This window comes from Streptomyces sp. NPDC001530, from assembly GCF_042894545.1.
GTDB lineage: Bacteria > Actinomycetota > Actinomycetes > Streptomycetales > Streptomycetaceae > Streptomyces.
On sequence record NZ_JBIAVS010000002.1, the window covers coordinates 138334 to 153708 of the forward strand.

Annotated in this window: 15 protein-coding genes and 1 riboswitch; of the genes, 8 read left to right on the forward strand and 7 right to left on the reverse strand. The window is 71.1% G+C overall.

Annotated features, from left to right (window positions below; genetic code table 11):
* Positions 1 to 74: 74 nt before the first annotated feature.
* The 3 genes from ACFY0T_RS03535 (at position 75) to ACFY0T_RS03545 (ending at position 3180) form a co-directional block, all read left to right on the forward strand.
* A complete protein-coding gene (locus tag ACFY0T_RS03535; RefSeq protein WP_388864335.1) occupies positions 75 to 1046 on the forward strand; it encodes an N-acetylmuramoyl-L-alanine amidase in 972 nt (323 codons plus the stop codon).
* 158 nt (positions 1047 to 1204) lie between these two features.
* Complete coding sequence (locus tag ACFY0T_RS03540; RefSeq protein ID WP_388864336.1) at positions 1205 to 2059, forward strand: hypothetical protein; 855 nt, start codon at positions 1205 to 1207, stop codon at positions 2057 to 2059.
* Between the two features lie 110 nt (positions 2060 to 2169).
* A complete protein-coding gene (locus ACFY0T_RS03545; protein WP_388864337.1) occupies positions 2170 to 3180 on the forward strand; it encodes an LLM class F420-dependent oxidoreductase in 1011 nt (336 codons plus the stop codon).
* A 108-nt stretch (positions 3181 to 3288) separates the two neighbouring features.
* On the opposite strand, the gene ACFY0T_RS03550 is transcribed toward ACFY0T_RS03545, so the two are convergent.
* A complete protein-coding gene (locus tag ACFY0T_RS03550; RefSeq protein ID WP_388864338.1) occupies positions 3289 to 3858 on the reverse strand; it encodes a hypothetical protein in 570 nt (189 codons plus the stop codon).
* Positions 3859 to 4043: 185 nt separating this feature from the next.
* Between ACFY0T_RS03550 and ACFY0T_RS03555 the strand changes: the two genes are divergently transcribed.
* Positions 4044 to 4337: a hypothetical protein gene (locus ACFY0T_RS03555; protein ID WP_388864339.1), complete on the forward strand. Its 294-nt coding sequence runs from the start codon at positions 4044 to 4046 to the stop codon at positions 4335 to 4337.
* 265 nt (positions 4338 to 4602) lie between these two features.
* On the opposite strand, the gene ACFY0T_RS03560 is transcribed toward ACFY0T_RS03555, so the two are convergent.
* The 3 genes from ACFY0T_RS03560 to ACFY0T_RS03570 are packed head-to-tail and all read right to left on the reverse strand — an operon-like array spanning position 4603 to position 7906.
* Positions 4603 to 5673 (reverse strand): prenyltransferase/squalene oxidase repeat-containing protein, encoded by a 1071-nt coding sequence (locus tag ACFY0T_RS03560; RefSeq protein WP_388864340.1) that lies wholly within the window; start codon positions 5671 to 5673, stop codon positions 4603 to 4605.
* Positions 5670 to 6416, reverse strand: a complete 747-nt coding sequence (locus ACFY0T_RS03565; RefSeq protein ID WP_388864341.1) for a class I SAM-dependent methyltransferase — start codon at positions 6414 to 6416, stop codon at positions 5670 to 5672. The genes ACFY0T_RS03560 and ACFY0T_RS03565 overlap by 4 nt, the downstream gene beginning before the upstream one ends.
* Positions 6410 to 7906 (reverse strand): glycosyltransferase family 4 protein, encoded by a 1497-nt coding sequence (locus ACFY0T_RS03570; protein WP_388864342.1) that lies wholly within the window; start codon positions 7904 to 7906, stop codon positions 6410 to 6412. Before ACFY0T_RS03570 ends, ACFY0T_RS03565 begins: the two co-directional genes overlap by 7 nt.
* A gap of 236 nt (positions 7907 to 8142) precedes the next feature.
* Between ACFY0T_RS03570 and ACFY0T_RS03575 the strand changes: the two genes are divergently transcribed.
* A complete protein-coding gene (locus ACFY0T_RS03575; protein WP_388864343.1) occupies positions 8143 to 8826 on the forward strand; it encodes a TetR family transcriptional regulator in 684 nt (227 codons plus the stop codon).
* A gap of 48 nt (positions 8827 to 8874) precedes the next feature.
* A riboswitch (TPP riboswitch) is annotated at positions 8875 to 9050 on the reverse strand.
* Between the two features lie 124 nt (positions 9051 to 9174).
* The gene (locus ACFY0T_RS03580) at positions 9175 to 9495 is read left to right on the forward strand and encodes a GYD domain-containing protein (RefSeq protein ID WP_388864344.1); all 321 of its coding nucleotides are present in this window, start codon (positions 9175 to 9177) and stop codon (positions 9493 to 9495) included.
* A 57-nt stretch (positions 9496 to 9552) separates the two neighbouring features.
* Here the strand turns inward: ACFY0T_RS03580 and ACFY0T_RS03585 are convergent, their stop codons facing one another.
* Together ACFY0T_RS03585 and ACFY0T_RS03590 are read right to left on the reverse strand one after the other, a co-directional pair.
* Positions 9553 to 9786 (reverse strand): ferredoxin, encoded by a 234-nt coding sequence (locus tag ACFY0T_RS03585; RefSeq protein ID WP_388864345.1) that lies wholly within the window; start codon positions 9784 to 9786, stop codon positions 9553 to 9555.
* Between the two features lie 2 nt (positions 9787 to 9788).
* The gene (locus ACFY0T_RS03590; RefSeq protein ID WP_388864346.1) at positions 9789 to 11246 is read right to left on the reverse strand and encodes an aldehyde dehydrogenase; all 1458 of its coding nucleotides are present in this window, start codon (positions 11244 to 11246) and stop codon (positions 9789 to 9791) included.
* A 266-nt stretch (positions 11247 to 11512) separates the two neighbouring features.
* Here ACFY0T_RS03590 and ACFY0T_RS03595 point away from each other — a divergent pair, with 266 nt between their 5' ends.
* Both ACFY0T_RS03595 and ACFY0T_RS03600 read left to right on the forward strand, forming a co-directional pair.
* Positions 11513 to 12553 carry an MBL fold metallo-hydrolase gene (locus ACFY0T_RS03595; protein ID WP_388864347.1) on the forward strand — a complete coding sequence of 347 codons (1041 nt, stop codon included), beginning with the start codon at positions 11513 to 11515 and terminating at the stop codon, positions 12551 to 12553.
* Between the two features lie 110 nt (positions 12554 to 12663).
* Complete coding sequence (locus ACFY0T_RS03600; RefSeq protein ID WP_388864348.1) at positions 12664 to 13104, forward strand: nuclear transport factor 2 family protein; 441 nt, start codon at positions 12664 to 12666, stop codon at positions 13102 to 13104.
* 7 nt (positions 13105 to 13111) lie between these two features.
* Here the strand turns inward: ACFY0T_RS03600 and ACFY0T_RS03605 are convergent, their stop codons facing one another.
* A complete protein-coding gene (locus ACFY0T_RS03605) occupies positions 13112 to 15184 on the reverse strand; it encodes an ATP-binding protein (RefSeq protein ID WP_388864349.1) in 2073 nt (690 codons plus the stop codon).
* Between the last annotated feature and the right edge of the window lie 191 nt (positions 15185 to 15375).

Consider the following 15375-nt stretch of genomic DNA (forward strand, 5'->3'; position numbering starts at 1 on the left):
AGGTAATTACCTGCATAATGTCAACGACCGCCATGCCCCTCTGGGCACCATGGACGGCCGCTAGGGTGGCAGGCGTGTCCTACGTAGGCCCTGACTTCGATCCGCCCCAGCCGCGCCGTTCCCGGCGTGGGCCGCTCACCGTCGCGGTGGCGGCGCTCGTGCCAGGTGCGCTGGCCGGGTGGCTGGTATGGCAGGCGGTGGGGGACGACTCCGGTGACGGGGGCGGGTCCGACAAGGCGGGGGCCGCGTCGTCGTCCTCCGCGCCCGGCTCCCCCACAGCGTCCGCGTCGGCTTCAGCGACGGGCGACAGCAAGCCGAGTACGTCACCGCACTCGACCCCCACGTCCTCCGCCTCGAGGCCCGCCGCCTCCGGGCCCCTCAAGGGCAAGGTCGTCGTCATCGACCCGGGGCACAACCCCGGCAACTTCCAGCACGCGGCCGAGATCAACCGCAAGGTGAACATCGGCACGAACTGGAAGGAGTGCGACACGACGGGCACGTCGACCAACTCCGGTTACACGGAGGCCCAGTTCACGCTCGACGTCGCGCACCGGATGCGTACGCTCCTCGAACAGCAGGGCGCCACGGTGAAGTTGACCCGGGACGGCGACCGGTCCTGGGGTCCGTGCGTCGACGAACGGGCCGAGATCGGTGACAAGGCTCACGCCGACGCCGTCGTCTCGGTCCACGCGGACGGCTCGGCGGCCGGCAACCGCGGCTTCCACGTGATCCTGCCCGGGTCCGTGCACGCGGGCGCCGCCGACACCCGTCCGATCGTCGCTCCCTCCCGCGATCTCGGCGAGCGCATCGCGGGCCTGTTCGTCCGCGAGACGGGCAGCGCACCCTCCAACTACGTCGGTGACGGCACCGGGCTGGTGGTCCGAAAGGATCTCGGCGGTCTCAATCTGTCAACGGTTCCTAAGGTGTTCATCGAGTGCGGCAACATGCGCGATAGCAAGGACGCGGCGTTGCTGACCAGCGGCGCGTGGCGGCAGAAGGCGGCGCGTGGGATCTCTGAGGGAATCGTGAGTTTCCTGCGGGGGTAGTGATCGGCGGGTCTAACCCGACGGACACCCTGGTCGGACGGGCGATAGTGTCGTCCGTACGATGAGGGGCCACCCCCGCGCTTCGCACCAGGGCCTGACGGCGACATGGTGACAGCGATGCCTCCACCGATGACGAGACGACTGACGAAGGACCTGAAGTGAATATCCGCTCCCTCACTCGAGGCGACGGCGTGGTGATCGGAGCAGCGGTGTTGCTGTTCATCGCCTCGTTCCTCGACATCTATTCCATCGACGGGGCCCCTGACAGCTACGACCTCCCGAATGCCTGGGGGAGCGGTCCGGTCCTGATGGGTGTCACCCTCGCAGGCATCATCGGCGCTGCGCTCATCGTCGTCGCCCGCGGCCTGCCCCAGGCCCCCAAGGTGGCCGGTCTCGACCTCGGCCAGTTCGGCATCGCCTTCACGGTCTTCTCCGCCTGGAGCGCGCTCGGCAACATCTTCGACCCGTCGGGTGGCTACGACAACGTGAGTGGGGGCTCCAACGGCCCCGACGCCGGCAGCGGTCTGATCCTCAGCCTCGTCGCCGCTCTGGTCCTCGCCGGCGCCGCCGTCGCCACCCCCCTCGTCCCGGCTCTCAAGGCCGCCCTCGTCGGCGCCCCCAGGCCGGCCACCCCCCAGCCCTACGGCGGCCAGCCGCAGGGTAGTTACGGCTACCCGGGCGCCCAGCAGCCGGGTGCCCAGCAGCCGGGCCAGCCCTACGGCACTCAGCCGCAGCAGGGACAGCCGTTCGGTGGTCCGTCGCAGCCTCAGCCGCAGCCGGCGGGGGCTCCGCAGGCGCAGCAGCCCGCCGCTCAGGACTTCTCGCCGTTCTGGTTCGCCGTGCCGGTGCCGCGTCCGCTGTTCGCGGAGGACGGTTCGCAGGCGCCGATCGCCGAGCTGGCGCCGGGCACCTGGTACCTGGCGGTCGAGCAGCGCGGTGCCACCCTGGTGGCGCAGACGCAGGACGGCCGTCGCGGTGTGCTGCAGGACACGTCGGGGATCCAGCGCGGCTGACGCCCGCTTCCCGTACGGCCCCTCGCCCTTCCGGGCGGGGGGCCGTTGTCGTACAGTCCCCAGCCGGTGCACAACTGACAGACCGTCAGACATCTACGCCTGGAGGGGACATGCGGCTAGGTCTCGCACTCGGCTACTGGGGGCGCGGCCCCTCGGCGGACCACGTCCCGCTCGCCCAGGAGGCGGAGCGGCTCGGTTACCACTCCGTGTGGACCGCCGAGTCCTGGGGCTCCGACGCCTTCACCCCGCTCACCTGGATCGCCGCGCGGACGTCCCGTATCCAACTCGGCACGGCCGTCGCGCAGATGGCCGCCCGCTCCCCCACCACCACCGCGATGCACGCGCTCACGCTCGACCATCTCTCGGGCGGGCGCATGATGCTCGGCCTCGGGCTGTCAGGACCGCAGGTCGTCGAGGGCTGGTACGGGCGACCGTTCCCGAAGTCGCCGCTGACCGCGACCAGGGAGTACGTCGATGTCGTACGCCAAGTCCTCAGGCGCGAGGCCCCCGTTGAGCTGGACGGGCGCTTCCACTCCCATCCGTACCGGGGCGCCGACGGCACCGGCCTCGGCAAGGCCCTGAAGCCGATCACGCACCCCCTGCGCGCCGAACTGCCCATCCTGCTCGGCGCCGAGGGCCCGAAGAACATCGCGCAGACGACCAGGATCGCGGACGGCTGGCTGCCGCTGTACTGGTCGCCGACGCGCCCGCAGGCGTACGAGGCGTCACTGACCGATCTGCCCGAAGGCTTCCTCATCGCCCCCATGGCCCGCGCCCACGTCTGTGACGACGTCGCCGAAGGGCTGCTGCCCGTCAAGGCGATGCTCGGCTTCTACATCGGCGGGATGGGGCACGCCGCGCGCAACTTCCACGCGGATCTGATGGCGCGCATGGGCTACGGGGAGGAGGCGCGCAGGATCCAGCGACTGTTCCTCGAAGGGCGTCGGGAGGAGGCCGTCCTCGCCGTCCCGGACGCCTTCGCCGACGAGATCTCGCTCGTCGGACCGCGCGAACGTATCGCCGAGCGGCTGGAGTTGTGGCGCAAGGGTCCGGTGACCGACCTCCTGGTCCTGTCCCCGGACCCCCACACGCTACGGGTCCTCGCGGACCTCAACGCCTAGCCGACCAGCCCACTGGTCCGCAGGTCCGCAGGTCCGCTGGCCCGCTGGCCCGCAGGCCCGCTGGCCCGCTGGCCCGCTGGCCCGCTGGCCCGCTGGCCCGCAGGTCCACTATCCGCCCGTGAGCTGGGACGCCGACGGCACCTGGTCCTTGACCTCGGCGCCCGCACTCTTCCCCGCGTCCTTCACCTTGTTGATGACGTCCTCGAAAGAGCTTGCGGCGGCGTCGATCGAGTCGCCGTTGCGCAGCTTGGAGGGCTGGTCTTTGAGGGCGTCGATGTCAGCCGTGAGCGGGGCGATGGCCTTGGAGAGCGTGGGGTCGCCCTTGGCGTTCTTCGCGGCCGCCTTGAGCCGGTTGTACACGAACCCGCCCGCGAGCCCCGCCGTGACCAGGGCGAGCTTGCGTCCCTCCGCGCCCTTCTTGAACTTGCCGTCCTTCCAGGGCTTGACGATCCACTCGTAGGTGGCCCCGGCCGCGAGCCCCGCGTTCGCCACGAAGCGGCTCTTGGCGAACTTCTGCTTCTCCGCGGAGCTGGTCGGGGTCGGCGTCGGGGTCGGCGTCGCCGGCATCGCGACGGCGGTGTCCTCCGTGGTGCCGCCACTGCCACAGGCGGTGGCACCGGCGAGCAGGGCGCAGCTGAGAGCGAGCGCCACGATCAGGCGCCGTATCGGTACGGGCACGGGGTCCTCCGGGAAGGGAACGGTTCTCCCTGGCCAGGGGCACAGCTCTCCCTGGTCGGGGTCACGGTTCTCCCTGGTCCCGGGAGAACACGGCTCTCCCGGCAGCCTCGCCCCGCCCCGGCGACTGCGCCACTTGAGCGAATCCGTTCGGGTTTCACCCGCGCCGCGCTGGCTACCCGCCAGGCATGTCCCCTCGCTATCGACACGGTTCCAACCAGGCGGGGACGGTCATCGCGATCGTCGCCGACGTGATGGCCGTCATCCTCGGCCTCTGGATCCTGATGTATCTGCTGGACGCCAACCGCGCCAACGACCTGGTGCAGTTCGTCCATGACGCGGCCACCTGGCTCGCCGGCTGGTCACGCGACCTGTTCACCTTCGACGAGGCGTGGGCGCGCGTCGTGGCGGGCTACGGCCTCGCCGCCGTCGTGTACCTCTTCGTCGGCCACGCAATCGCCAACCGCATGCACCGCCACTGACCCACCGAAAGCCCGCCACCGAAACATCCACCAGGCCACGACACGGCAACCAGGCCCCCGGCTGGTCGCGCGATCCGGGGGTCTGGGGGTACCCCCCAGAAAGCACAGCACCATCGACGAGGCGTGGGCGCGCGTCGTGGCGGGCTACGGCCTCGCCACCGTCGTGTACCTCTTCGTCGGCCACGCAATCGCCAACCGCATGCACCGCCACTGACCCACCGGCCGCAGGCTGTCCGCGGCGGTCGGGGTCCGGGTTCTACGGGAGCTAGTCGCAGCAGTCGGGGTCCAGGCCCCGCGGGAGGCGTTCGCCGCCGAAGACCGCGCAGGTGGGCTCGTCGCCGCCCAGCGCGGCGACGGCCAGGAGCAGGGAGCCCGCCGTCCAGGTGGTGAGTTCCTCGGGCCAGATGGCCTGGTCCTCGAAGACATAGCCCGTCCAGTACAGGCCGGTCTTCGGGTCACGCAGGTGCTGGATGGACTGGAGGATCTCCAGGGCGCGGTCGGACTCGCCCACGACCCAGAGGGCGAGGGCGAGTTCGGCGGATTCGCCGCCGGTCACCCACGGGTTGGGGACCACGCAGCGGACACCGAACCCGGGGACCACGAAGCGGTCCCAGCCCTCCTCGATACGGGACTTGGCCTCGGCGCCGGTCAACGCGCCGCCGAGCACCGGGTAGTACCAGTCCATCGAGTAGCGGTCCTTGTCGAGGAACCGCTCGGGGTGGAGCCGGATCGCGTGCCGCAGCGCGCCGACCGCCAACTCCCAGTCGGGCTGTGGCTCTTCCCGCTGCTCGGCGATGGCGAGCGCACAGCGCAGCGCGTGGTGGATCGACGAACTCCCGGTCAGCAGCGCGTCGTCGACCGCCGTGCCGTCGTCCTCGCGCTTCCAGCCGATCTGCCCGCCGGGCTGCTGGAGCCTGAGCACGAACTCCACGGCCGCGTAGACGGCCGGCCACATCCGGTCCAGGAACGTGTCGTCGCCGGTGGCCAGGTAGTGGTGCCAGACGCCGACGGCGATGTACGCGCAGAAGTTGGTCTCGCGGCCCCGGTCGGTGACGTCGTCGTGGTCCCCGTCGGCGTAGGCCGCGTACCAGGAGCCGTCCTCGTTCTGGTGCCTGGCCAGCCACTCGTACGCCCGCTCGGCGGCCTCGTGCTCGCCCGCCGCGTCCAGCGCCATGGCCGCCTCGGTGTGGTCCCACGGGTCGAGGTGGTGCCCACGGAACCACGGTATGGCGCCGTCCGGGCGCTGCACCCCGAGGATCCCGCGCACCGTGGCGGCAGCCTGCTCGGCGGTGAGGACCCCGGGCAGGACGAGGTGTTCTGTCCGGGGGGTGGTCACCGGGCGGCCGCCTCAGCAGCGGCGACGGGCAGGTGCGGCTTGGTCGCGTACGCCACGAAGCTCTTGCCGATCAGCGGGTTCAGCGCCTGCTCGGCGACCCGCGTGGCCAGGGGTTTCTTCATGATGTCCCAGACCAGCAGCTTGTGGTACGCCCGCACGGGCAGCGCCTTGTCGTTGTCGACGCCGAACGCGCACTTCAGCCACCAGTACGGCGAGTGCAGCGCGTGCGCGTGATGCGTGCCGTACGGCTTGAGGCCGGCCTCGCGGATCTTGGCCAGCAGCTCGTCCGCCTTGTAGATGCGGATGTGGCCGCCCTCGACCTCGTGGTACGCGTCGGACAGCGCCCAGCAGACCTTCTCGGGGCCGTAGCGCGGGACGGTGATCGCGATGCGGCCACCGGGCTTCAACACCCGGACCATCTCGGCGAGTACGCCCTTGTCGTCCGGGATGTGCTCCATGACCTCGGAGATGATCACGACGTCGAAGGACTCGTCGGGGAAGGGCAGCGCCAGGGCGTCGCCCTCCATGGCCGTCGCGGTGGCCCCGGCGGGCGCCTCGCCCGCTTCCTTCATCGCCGCGAACCACTTGGCGACCTCGCGGATCTCCTCGCCGTTCTGGTCCAGCGCGACGACCTGGGCGCCGCGCCGGTAGCACTCGAACGCGTGCCGGCCGGCCCCGCAGCCGAGGTCCAGGACGCGGTCGCCCGGGGCGAGCGGGAACCGGGAGAAGTCGACGGTCAGCACGTGGCCCTGCTTTCGCGGTTGGCTACAAGTAGTTCTTCGGCGGCGTCTGTGGCGGGGGCACCCTGGGCGGCCGCGGAGCGGTCGGGAGGCGTGGGCGCGGAGCGCTGGGGGCCCGCCGCGGAGCGATCAGGAAGCGTGGGCGCGGAGCGGCGGGAGTCTGTGGGCGCGGAGCGTCCAGCAGCGCCCGCGGAGCCGGCCCCCATTGCCTCGCGGTAGTGCGCCACCGTGCCCTCGGCGGCGCGGGCCCAGGTGAAGCGCTGCAGTACCCGCTCGCGGCCGGCGGCGCCCAGGCGTACCCGGAGCTCCGGGTCGCCGAGCAGTCGGCTCAGCGCGGCGGCCAGAGCGCCCGAGTCGCCGGGCGGTACCGCCAGACACGTCTCGCCGTCGGGTCCGGCGACCTCCGGGATCGCCCCGCCGGTGGTGGCGACCAGTGGCGTACCGGTCGCCATGGCCTCCGCCGCCGGCAGGGAGAAGCCCTCGTACAGCGAGGGCACGCAGGCGACCTCCGCCGAGCGCACCAGGTCGACCAGTTCGGCGTCCGAGATGCCCTTGACGAACTCGACGGCGCCGTCGAGCCCGTACCGCTCGATGGCCTGGGCGACGGGCCCGTCCTCGGCGCGCTTGCCGACGACGACGAGGTGCGCGCCGGGGTGCTCGGTGCGCACCTTGGCGAGCGCCTCGACGAGGAAGATGAGCCCCTTGAGCGGGACGTCCGCGCTGGAGGTGGTCACGATGCGGCCCGGCACCTGACGTACCGCCGGATCCGGCGAGAAAAGGTCGGTGTCCGCGCCGATGTGCACGACGTGGATGCGGTCCTGAGCGACACCCAGGTGGTCGACGATCTCCTGGCGGGACGTGCCGGAGACGGTGAGCACGGACGGCAGGCGGCGCGCGACCCGCTTCTGCATGCGGGTGAAGGCATACCACCGGCGTACGGACGCGCGGCGCCGCCAGCCCTCGGCGGCGTCCAGCTCCAGCTGCCGGTCGACGGTGATGGGGTGGTGGATGGTGGTCACCAGCGGGGCGCCGACATCCCCCAACAGGCCGTAGCCGAGGGTCTGGTTGTCGTGGATGACGTCGAAGTCGCCGCGGCGCGCACGGAGGTGGCGGCGGGCGCGCAGCGAGAAGGTCAGCGGCTCGGGAAAGCCCCCGGTCCACATGGTGCCGACCTCGAGGGCGTCGATCCAGTCCCGGTACTCGTCGCGCTTGGGCGTACGAAAGGGGTCGGGCTGGCGGTACAGGTCGAGGCTGGGCAGCTCGGTGAGGCTCAGCTCGGGCAGTCCCTCGTCCAGCACGGGATACGGCTGGGAGCCGATGACCTCGACCCGGTGGCCGAGGCGGGCGAGCTCGCGCGAGAGATGCCGTACGTACACGCCCTGGCCGCCGCAGAACGGGTTTCCCTTATACGTGAGGAGCGCGATGCGCAGGGCTCGGTCCCCGTCGGCGGCCGCGCCCTCCCCGGGGCCCGCCTCCATGGCCTCAGCGGTCACTTACGGCCCCCTTCTCCCTGCATTTTCCCGCGAGATTACGCCGGGACGCTAATCTAGAACAAGTTTCAGACTTGACCGTTCAAGGAGAACTGAATCTACCGGCAGGTAGCGCCGCTGTGAGCGGTGGATCGGGTGATTCACGCCACGACGGAATGGCGGGGTCCGATGATTCGCACGGCAGCCCAAGCCCTGCCATGCTGACTCGTCGCTCCCTCTCGCTGTCACGGAACGGACCCATGCCTGCGGAAGCCAAGGCGGACTCGAAGAACGCGCGACCGGCGTCGCCCTCGTCCACGCCCCCCTCCACGCCGCACTCCACCGCGCACCCCGCCTCTCCCCCGCTCACCGAGCGGCAGGAGGCGCGCCGCCGCCGGATCCTTCACGCGAGCGCGCAGCTGGCCAGCAGGGGCGGATTCGACGCGGTCCAGATGCGTGAGGTCGCGGAGTCGTCGCAGGTCGCCCTGGGCACGCTCTACCGCTACTTCCCCTCGAAGGTCCATCTGCTGGTCGCCACGATGCAGGACCAGCTGGAGCACATGCACGGCACCCTGCGCAAGAAGCCGCCGGCCGGGGACACGGCGGCGGAGCGGGTGGCGGAGACCCTGATGCGGGCGTTCCGCGCCCTGCAGCGCGAGCCGCATCTCGCCGACGCCATGGTCCGCGCGCTCACCTTCGCGGACCGCAGCGTCAGCCCCGAGGTCGACCAGGTCTCCCGGCAGACCACGGTGATCATCCTCGACGCGATGGGCCTCGACGACCCCACGCCCGCCCAGCTCTCCGCCGTCCGCGTCATCGAGCACACCTGGCACTCGGCCCTGATCACCTGGCTGTCCGGCCGCGCCTCCATCGCCCAGGTCAAGATCGACATCGAGACGGTCTGCCGCCTGATCGACCTGACGGACCCCGACGCACAGGGCTGACGGACCCCAACGCGCAGGACTGGGGGTCGACGGTGCGCGGGCACGCAAAAACCTACGAGACGGGTTCCCTTCGCCGGCATTACCCGGATCAGGTAATGGGGGTCGCCTTCCGGTCTAACTGCTACCTTCCGGCCTCTCAGCCCGACCGTCGACGTCGGCCTCAGCGGATGCCGAAGCGTCTCGCCAAAGTCGGCTACTCCGGTTGGACTCCCTCACTCGCCCCGTAGGCATCTTTCAGGATAGAACGCCTATCAGTGAATAGAACACCCTTAATCTGATTTTTTTACCGAAATCGAGGAAGACTAGGGGCGTAAGTGACTATTGAGACATAAGTGAAAGGTGAGGCCCATGCCGAAGTACCTCTTCAGAGTCAAGATGACCGTGGACGGACTGAAGGGCGTGCTCAAGGAAGGCGCCACCGCGCGGCGCGAGGTCGTCGAACGCATGGTCCAGGGCCTGGGCGGCCGGCTCGAATCGCTGTACTGGGCCTTCGGTGACGACGACATCTACGTCACGGTGGAACTGCCGGGCAACACCTCCGCCGCGGCCCTCGGCCTGGTCACCTCGGCGGCCGGCGGCGTCCGCACGAGCACGGTCACCCTGCTGTCGCCCGAGGAGATCGACGAGGCGATCCGGCTGAAGGTGGAGTACCGGGCACCCGGCAGCTGACACCTACTCCTCCGGTGGGAACAGGAACACCGGCCACCGCTCCGGTGGGAACACCGGCTACTCCTCCGGTGGGAACACCGGCTCCCCGCTCCCCAGCAGCGTGATCATGATGGCCTCCACCGGGCAGCCCTCCGCCGCCTCCAGGATCTTCTCGTTGGCGTCGGTCTCCGGTTCGACCGGGTGGGACTGCATGCCGCTGTCGAGACGGAAGGCACCCGGGGCCTGGTGGACGCACTGGGCCGAGCCGATGCACACCGAGCGGTCGACCTCGACCTGCCAGCGGTCGCCCATCCTCACGCCTCCCAGCCGGCCGGCAGGTGGATCATCTTGTGCTCCAGGAACTCGCCGTACCCCTCGGGCCCGAACTCCCGGCCAAGACCCGAGCTCTTGTAGCCGCCGAAGGGGCCGAGCATGTCGAGGCTGAAGGTGTTGACGGAGTAGGTGCCGGTACGGACCTGGCGGGCGATGTCGATGCCATGGGCGACGTCGGCCGTCCAGACGCTTCCGCTCAGCCCGTAGTCCGAGTCGTTCGCGATCTTCACGGCCTCCGACTCCTCCCCGTACGGGAGCAGACAGATCACCGGGCCGAAGATCTCCTCCCGCGCAATCCGCATGGAGTTGTCGACATCGCCGAAGAGGGTCGGCTCGACGTACCAGCCGCGGTCGAGGCCGTGCGGACGGCCGCCGCCCGAGAGGATCTTGGCGCCCTCCTCCTGGCCGATGCGGATGTAGTCGAGGTTGCGCTGCTGCTGCCGCCTGGCGACCAGCGGGCCGACCTGGGTCGCCGGGTCGAGCGGGTCGCCGACCACCAGCGCGCTCGCCGCCGCCGCGAAGGCGTCCGCGAACTCGTCGTAGCGCGAGCGGGGCAGCAGGATGCGGGTCTGGGCCACGCACGCCTGGCCGTTGTTCATCCAGGCCGCCGAGACGATGCCGGGCACCGCTGTCCCGATGTCCGCGTCCGGGAGCACCACGGCCGCGGACTTGCCGCCCAGCTCCAGGGTCACACGCGAGAGGTTGCGCGAGGCGACCTCCATCACGCGCTTGCCGGCCGCGACCGAGCCGGTGAAGGAGACCTTGTCGATGCCGGGGTGTCCGACCAGGTACTCGCTGACCTCGCGGTCCGCCGGGAGGATCGACAGGACGCCCTCCGGCAGCCCGGCCTCCCGCGCGATCTCGCCGAGCAGATACGCGTCCAGGGGCGACTCGGGCGACGGCTTCAGTACGACGGTGCAGCCGGTCAGCAGCGCGGGCGCGAGCTTGGCCGCCGCCACGAACTGCGGGACGTTCCACGGCACCACGGCCGCGACCACGCCCACGGGCTCCCGGCGCACGAGGATCTTGCCGAGGACTCCGTCGCGCGTCTCCTCGTACGTGTAGTTCCGCGCGACCGTGATCGCCGCGTCCCACACCATCATCGCGCCGAGGGCCTGCGCGAGGACGCTCCAGGAGTACGGGGAGCCGTTCTCGGAGGAGATCACGCGGGCGATCTCCTCGTGGCGCACGGCGATCGCGTCCTTGATCCGGGTGACGACCTCGATCCGCTCGTCGAGGCTCATACGCGGCCAGGGGCCCTCGTCGAACGCCTGGCGCGCGGCGGCGACCGCCCGGTCGACGTCCGCCGTCGAAGCGTGCGGCACCCGTCCGATGACCTCTTCCGTGTGCGGCGAGATCACCTCGATGACGTCCTTGCCCAGGGGATCCGTCAACTCCCCGCCTATGAACAGCTGTCCGTGTTCCACGAGCTCGGTCATGGCCGACTGCCTCCCGGGGGGCGCGTTCTCTGACGATCCATCAGATACCAGAACTGATACCAGCTCCTGCCGGCGGAGTCCACGGGTGGGACTTCCCTCCGAACGGTCGACTTGGGCTCCCATCGAAACTTGTTCTAGTTATACTCGGGCTGGCCCGGCGACATCCCCGCCGGTCACCGCGGCCGACCTGCTTTTCCGGCTGGGGGTCCGGGGGTCATCCCCCGGAATGATGCAGCAGTGGCCGGAACGCGGCGATTGGGGAGCCCATGGCGCAGGTGTCCGACCACGGCGGAGGCGTACGGTCCATCGAGGTCCCCATCCCGGACAATCCCCTCGGCCACACGCTGGTGTACGTCGTCGACACCGACCGCGGGCCGGTGCTGATCGACACGGGCTGGGACGATCCCGACTCCTGGGACACCCTCGCCGAGGGACTGCTCGCGTGCGGCACCCGGGTGAGCGAGATCCACGGGGTCGTCATCACTCACCACCACCCCGATCACCACGGCCTGTCGGGCAAGGTGCGCGAGGCGTCCGGCGCCTGGATCGCTATGCACGCGGCGGACGCCTCGATCGTGCGGCGGACGCGGGAGAACCGGCCCGAGCGCTGGTTCGCGTACATGGCCGCGAAGCTGGCGGCCTCGGGCGCGCCCGAGGAGCACGTGGCGCCGCTGCGCGAGGCACGGACGTCCGTACGCCGCCCCAGCACCCTCCCCGGCTTCACCCCCGCGCTCCCCGACCGCGAGATCGTCCCCGGCGAGCTCCTCGCGCTGCCGGGCCGCCGCCTGCGCGCGATCTGGACCCCCGGCCACACACCCGGCCATGTCTGCCTCCACCTGGAGGAGGACCATCCCGACCGGCTCCCGGGCCACGGCCGGCTGTTCTCCGGCGACCACCTGCTGCCGAGGATCACCCCGCACATCGGCCTGTACGAGGATCCGGACGACGCCACGGTCACCGATCCCCTCGGCGACTACCTCGACTCGCTGGAGCGCGTCGGCCGTCTCGACCCCGCCGAGGTGCTCCCGGCCCACCAGCACACCTTCGCCGACGCCTCGTCCCGCGTACGGGAGCTGCTCGCCCACCACGAGGAACGCCTCACCGGCCTGCTCTCCCTCCTCTCCACCCCGCTGACCCCCTGGCAGCTCGCCGAGCGCATGGAGTGGAACCGCCCCTGGGACCAAATCCCTTACGGATCACGGAACATCGCGGTCTCGGAGGCCGAGGCCCATGTGCGGCGGCTGGTGAAGCTGGGGCGGGCGGAGGCGGTGGCGGGGAGCGATCCGGTGACGTACATCGCCGTATGAGCGGGTCGAGCGTCGTCGTATGAACGGGTCGAGCATCGCCGTATGAACAGGTCGAGCATCGCCGTATAAACAGGTCGAGACCGTGGCCCGGGGCTGGTATCAACAAGTCCATGGACCCCCTCGAAGAACTCCTCGCCGAGCGTGCCTGTGAGCGGCTCGTCCTCGACTTCGTCCGCCGTCTCGATCTCGGTGAACCGCCCTCCGTGGCCGAGCTGTTCACCGAGGACGGCACCTGGGCGTGGCCGGAGGGCGACCGGCTCATCAAGGGGCGCGAGGCACTGCGGAAGTACTTCGGCGGCCGGCCCGCGGACCGGCTCTCGCGCCGCGTGATGACGAACGTCCTCGTCACCCTGACCTCGCCGACGACGGCCGGCGCCACCTCGTACTTCACGACCTACCGCGTCGACGGCCACACCGGAGGCATGGTCCCGGCCGGGCCGCCCGTCCAGGTCGGGCACTACGAGGACACCTTCCGCCGGGTCGCCGGCACCTGGCAGCTCGACTCGCGCACCCTCTTCCTGCCCTTCGGTGGGCCGACCCCCCGTCAGTGACCCCGCGTCAGTGACCGTGCGTGGCGTAGTCCAGCCCCTCCTCGTACGGCATGGCGAGGCCCTCCTCGTACGCCTTCTCGTACTCCGCGTCGCCGATCTCCTCGCGGACGCGGAGTTCGTGCGCGCGGCGGGTGGCGATCAGGTCGGGTGAGTTCATCTGGGCGCGTCCGGTGAGTTCCCAGACGCGTTCGCCGATGCCGAGGAGGCGGGCCGCGCGGTGGCCGTCGCCGGCCGCGACGACGCCGGCGGCGAGCACGTCGAGGGCCATGGCCGCGCCGACGGTGTTGTGCAGCAGCCCGTGCCCGGCCAGGGCGGTACGGGCGTTGCCGACCGCCGCGCGGACGTCGCCGCGGGCCAGGTCCGCCTGGGCCACGATCCCGTCGGCGAAGGCGCCCGCCCACGACTCGCCACACGCCACGCTGGCCGCGCGGACCTCCTCGGCCACCGCACGCGCCGCCTCGTGGTCACCCCGCAGCATGTACGTGAAGGCGAGCGCGACCCGGACCTGGAGCTGGGCGGCCCCGAATCCGTCGGGCTGGACGGGGAGTCGGGGAGTGCCGGACAGCACGTCGATCGCCTCGGACAGCTTGCCGCTCAGGGCCAGTTGTCCGCCGGTGAGGTACGCGGCGGCCACCATCGCCACCGGATCCCCCTGCTCCCGCGCCGCGTCGGTGCACCGCACCGTCCAGTCGGCCGCGACCTCCAGGTCGCCCTGGAGCAGCGCCACCGCGCCGCGCGCCCACAGTGCGCGGGTGCGGTCGGGTCCCGGTGCCGGGTCGGTGGCGAGCGCCAGGTCGAGGCAGTGCTGGGCGTCGCGCAGATAGCCGCAGTGCCGCCAGAGGAAGCCGACGTCGGCCGCCATCTCCAGGGCGACGCGTCCGTCGGGTTCGGTGAGCGCGCAGTCCATGGCGGCGCGGAGGTTGGCGTGCTCGGTGAGGGTGCGCTCGCACCAGGACACCTGCCGTCCGGTGTTCCACTCGGCGCAGCCCTCGCGGGCCAGGCGCCGGTAGTGGTCGCGGTGGCGCAGCCGTACGGCGCGTTCCTCGCCGAGCGCGCGCAGCCAGTCGGCGCCGAACTCCCGTACGGTGTCGAGGAGTCGGAAGCGGGCCGGGTCGGTGCGGTGGCGGCGCACGATGGACTGCTCGACGAGCCGGGCGAGCAGGCCGGCGATCCGTCCGGCGGGCAGCGGGCCGCCCGCGCAGACCTCTTCGGCGGCGCGCACGCAGAAGCCGCCCGCGAAGACCGAGAGGCGGGCCCACAGCAGCCGTTCCAGCGGTGCGCACAGTTCGTGGCTCCAGCCGATGGCCGTACGCAGCGTCTGGTGGCGCGGCGGTCCCTCGCCGTCGCGCGCGGCGAGCAGGTCGAGCCGGGACGGCAGGCGTTCGCCGAGGCGGCCGTGCAGCTGTTCCAGGGAGAGTTCGGCGAGCCGGACGGCGGCGAGTTCGATGGCGAGCGGAATGCCGTCGAGGCGGCGGCAGACGGCTTCCACCACGGCACGGTTGGTGGCGTCGAGGGTGAATCCGGTGGCGGCCGCGCGTTCGGCGAACAGGGCCACCGCGTCGCCGGCGACCGGCAGCGGGTCCAGATACAGCACGCGTTCGCCCGGCAGTCCGAGCTGCTCACGGCTGGTGACGAGGATGCGCAGCCCCGGCAGGATGGGCAGCAGCGCCTCCGCGAAGGCCACGCAGTCCGCGAGGACGTGCTCGCAGGAGTCGAGGACCATCAGCAACCGCTTGCTCGCGGCCCATTCGGCGACCACCTCGGTGACCGGCCCGGTCGACTGGTCCGCGAGCCGCAGCGCCTCCACGACGGCCAGGCCCACCAGGCTCGCGCTGTGCAGCGGGGAGAGCTCCACCAGCCAGACCCCGTCGGGGTACGCGTCCCGGACCCGGCCCGCGGCCCGCAGCGCCAGCCGGGTCTTGCCGACCCCGCCGACCCCGACCAGACTCACCAGCCGGTCGATGCCGACTGCCGGATCCAACTCCCTGCCCAGCCAGTCGAGTTCGTCGCGCCGCCCGACGAAGCTCCGCGTCTCTGGGGGCAGATTGCCGGGCCGCCCACCGGTCGTCTCGTCGGACACGCCGACCAGTGTGACCGGCGCGCACCCCCGCGTAGCCCCGCTGGTGCAACTCGGACAGAAGGGTCGCGGCACCCCGTCACTTCCGGACACGTATCGATGCGATGCGACGGGAAACGATGAGAAACGATCAACTCCCTGTTGACGAGGGCAGGAAGGGCGATATTCGGAGATTGTCAGGTGATGGGCGAGAG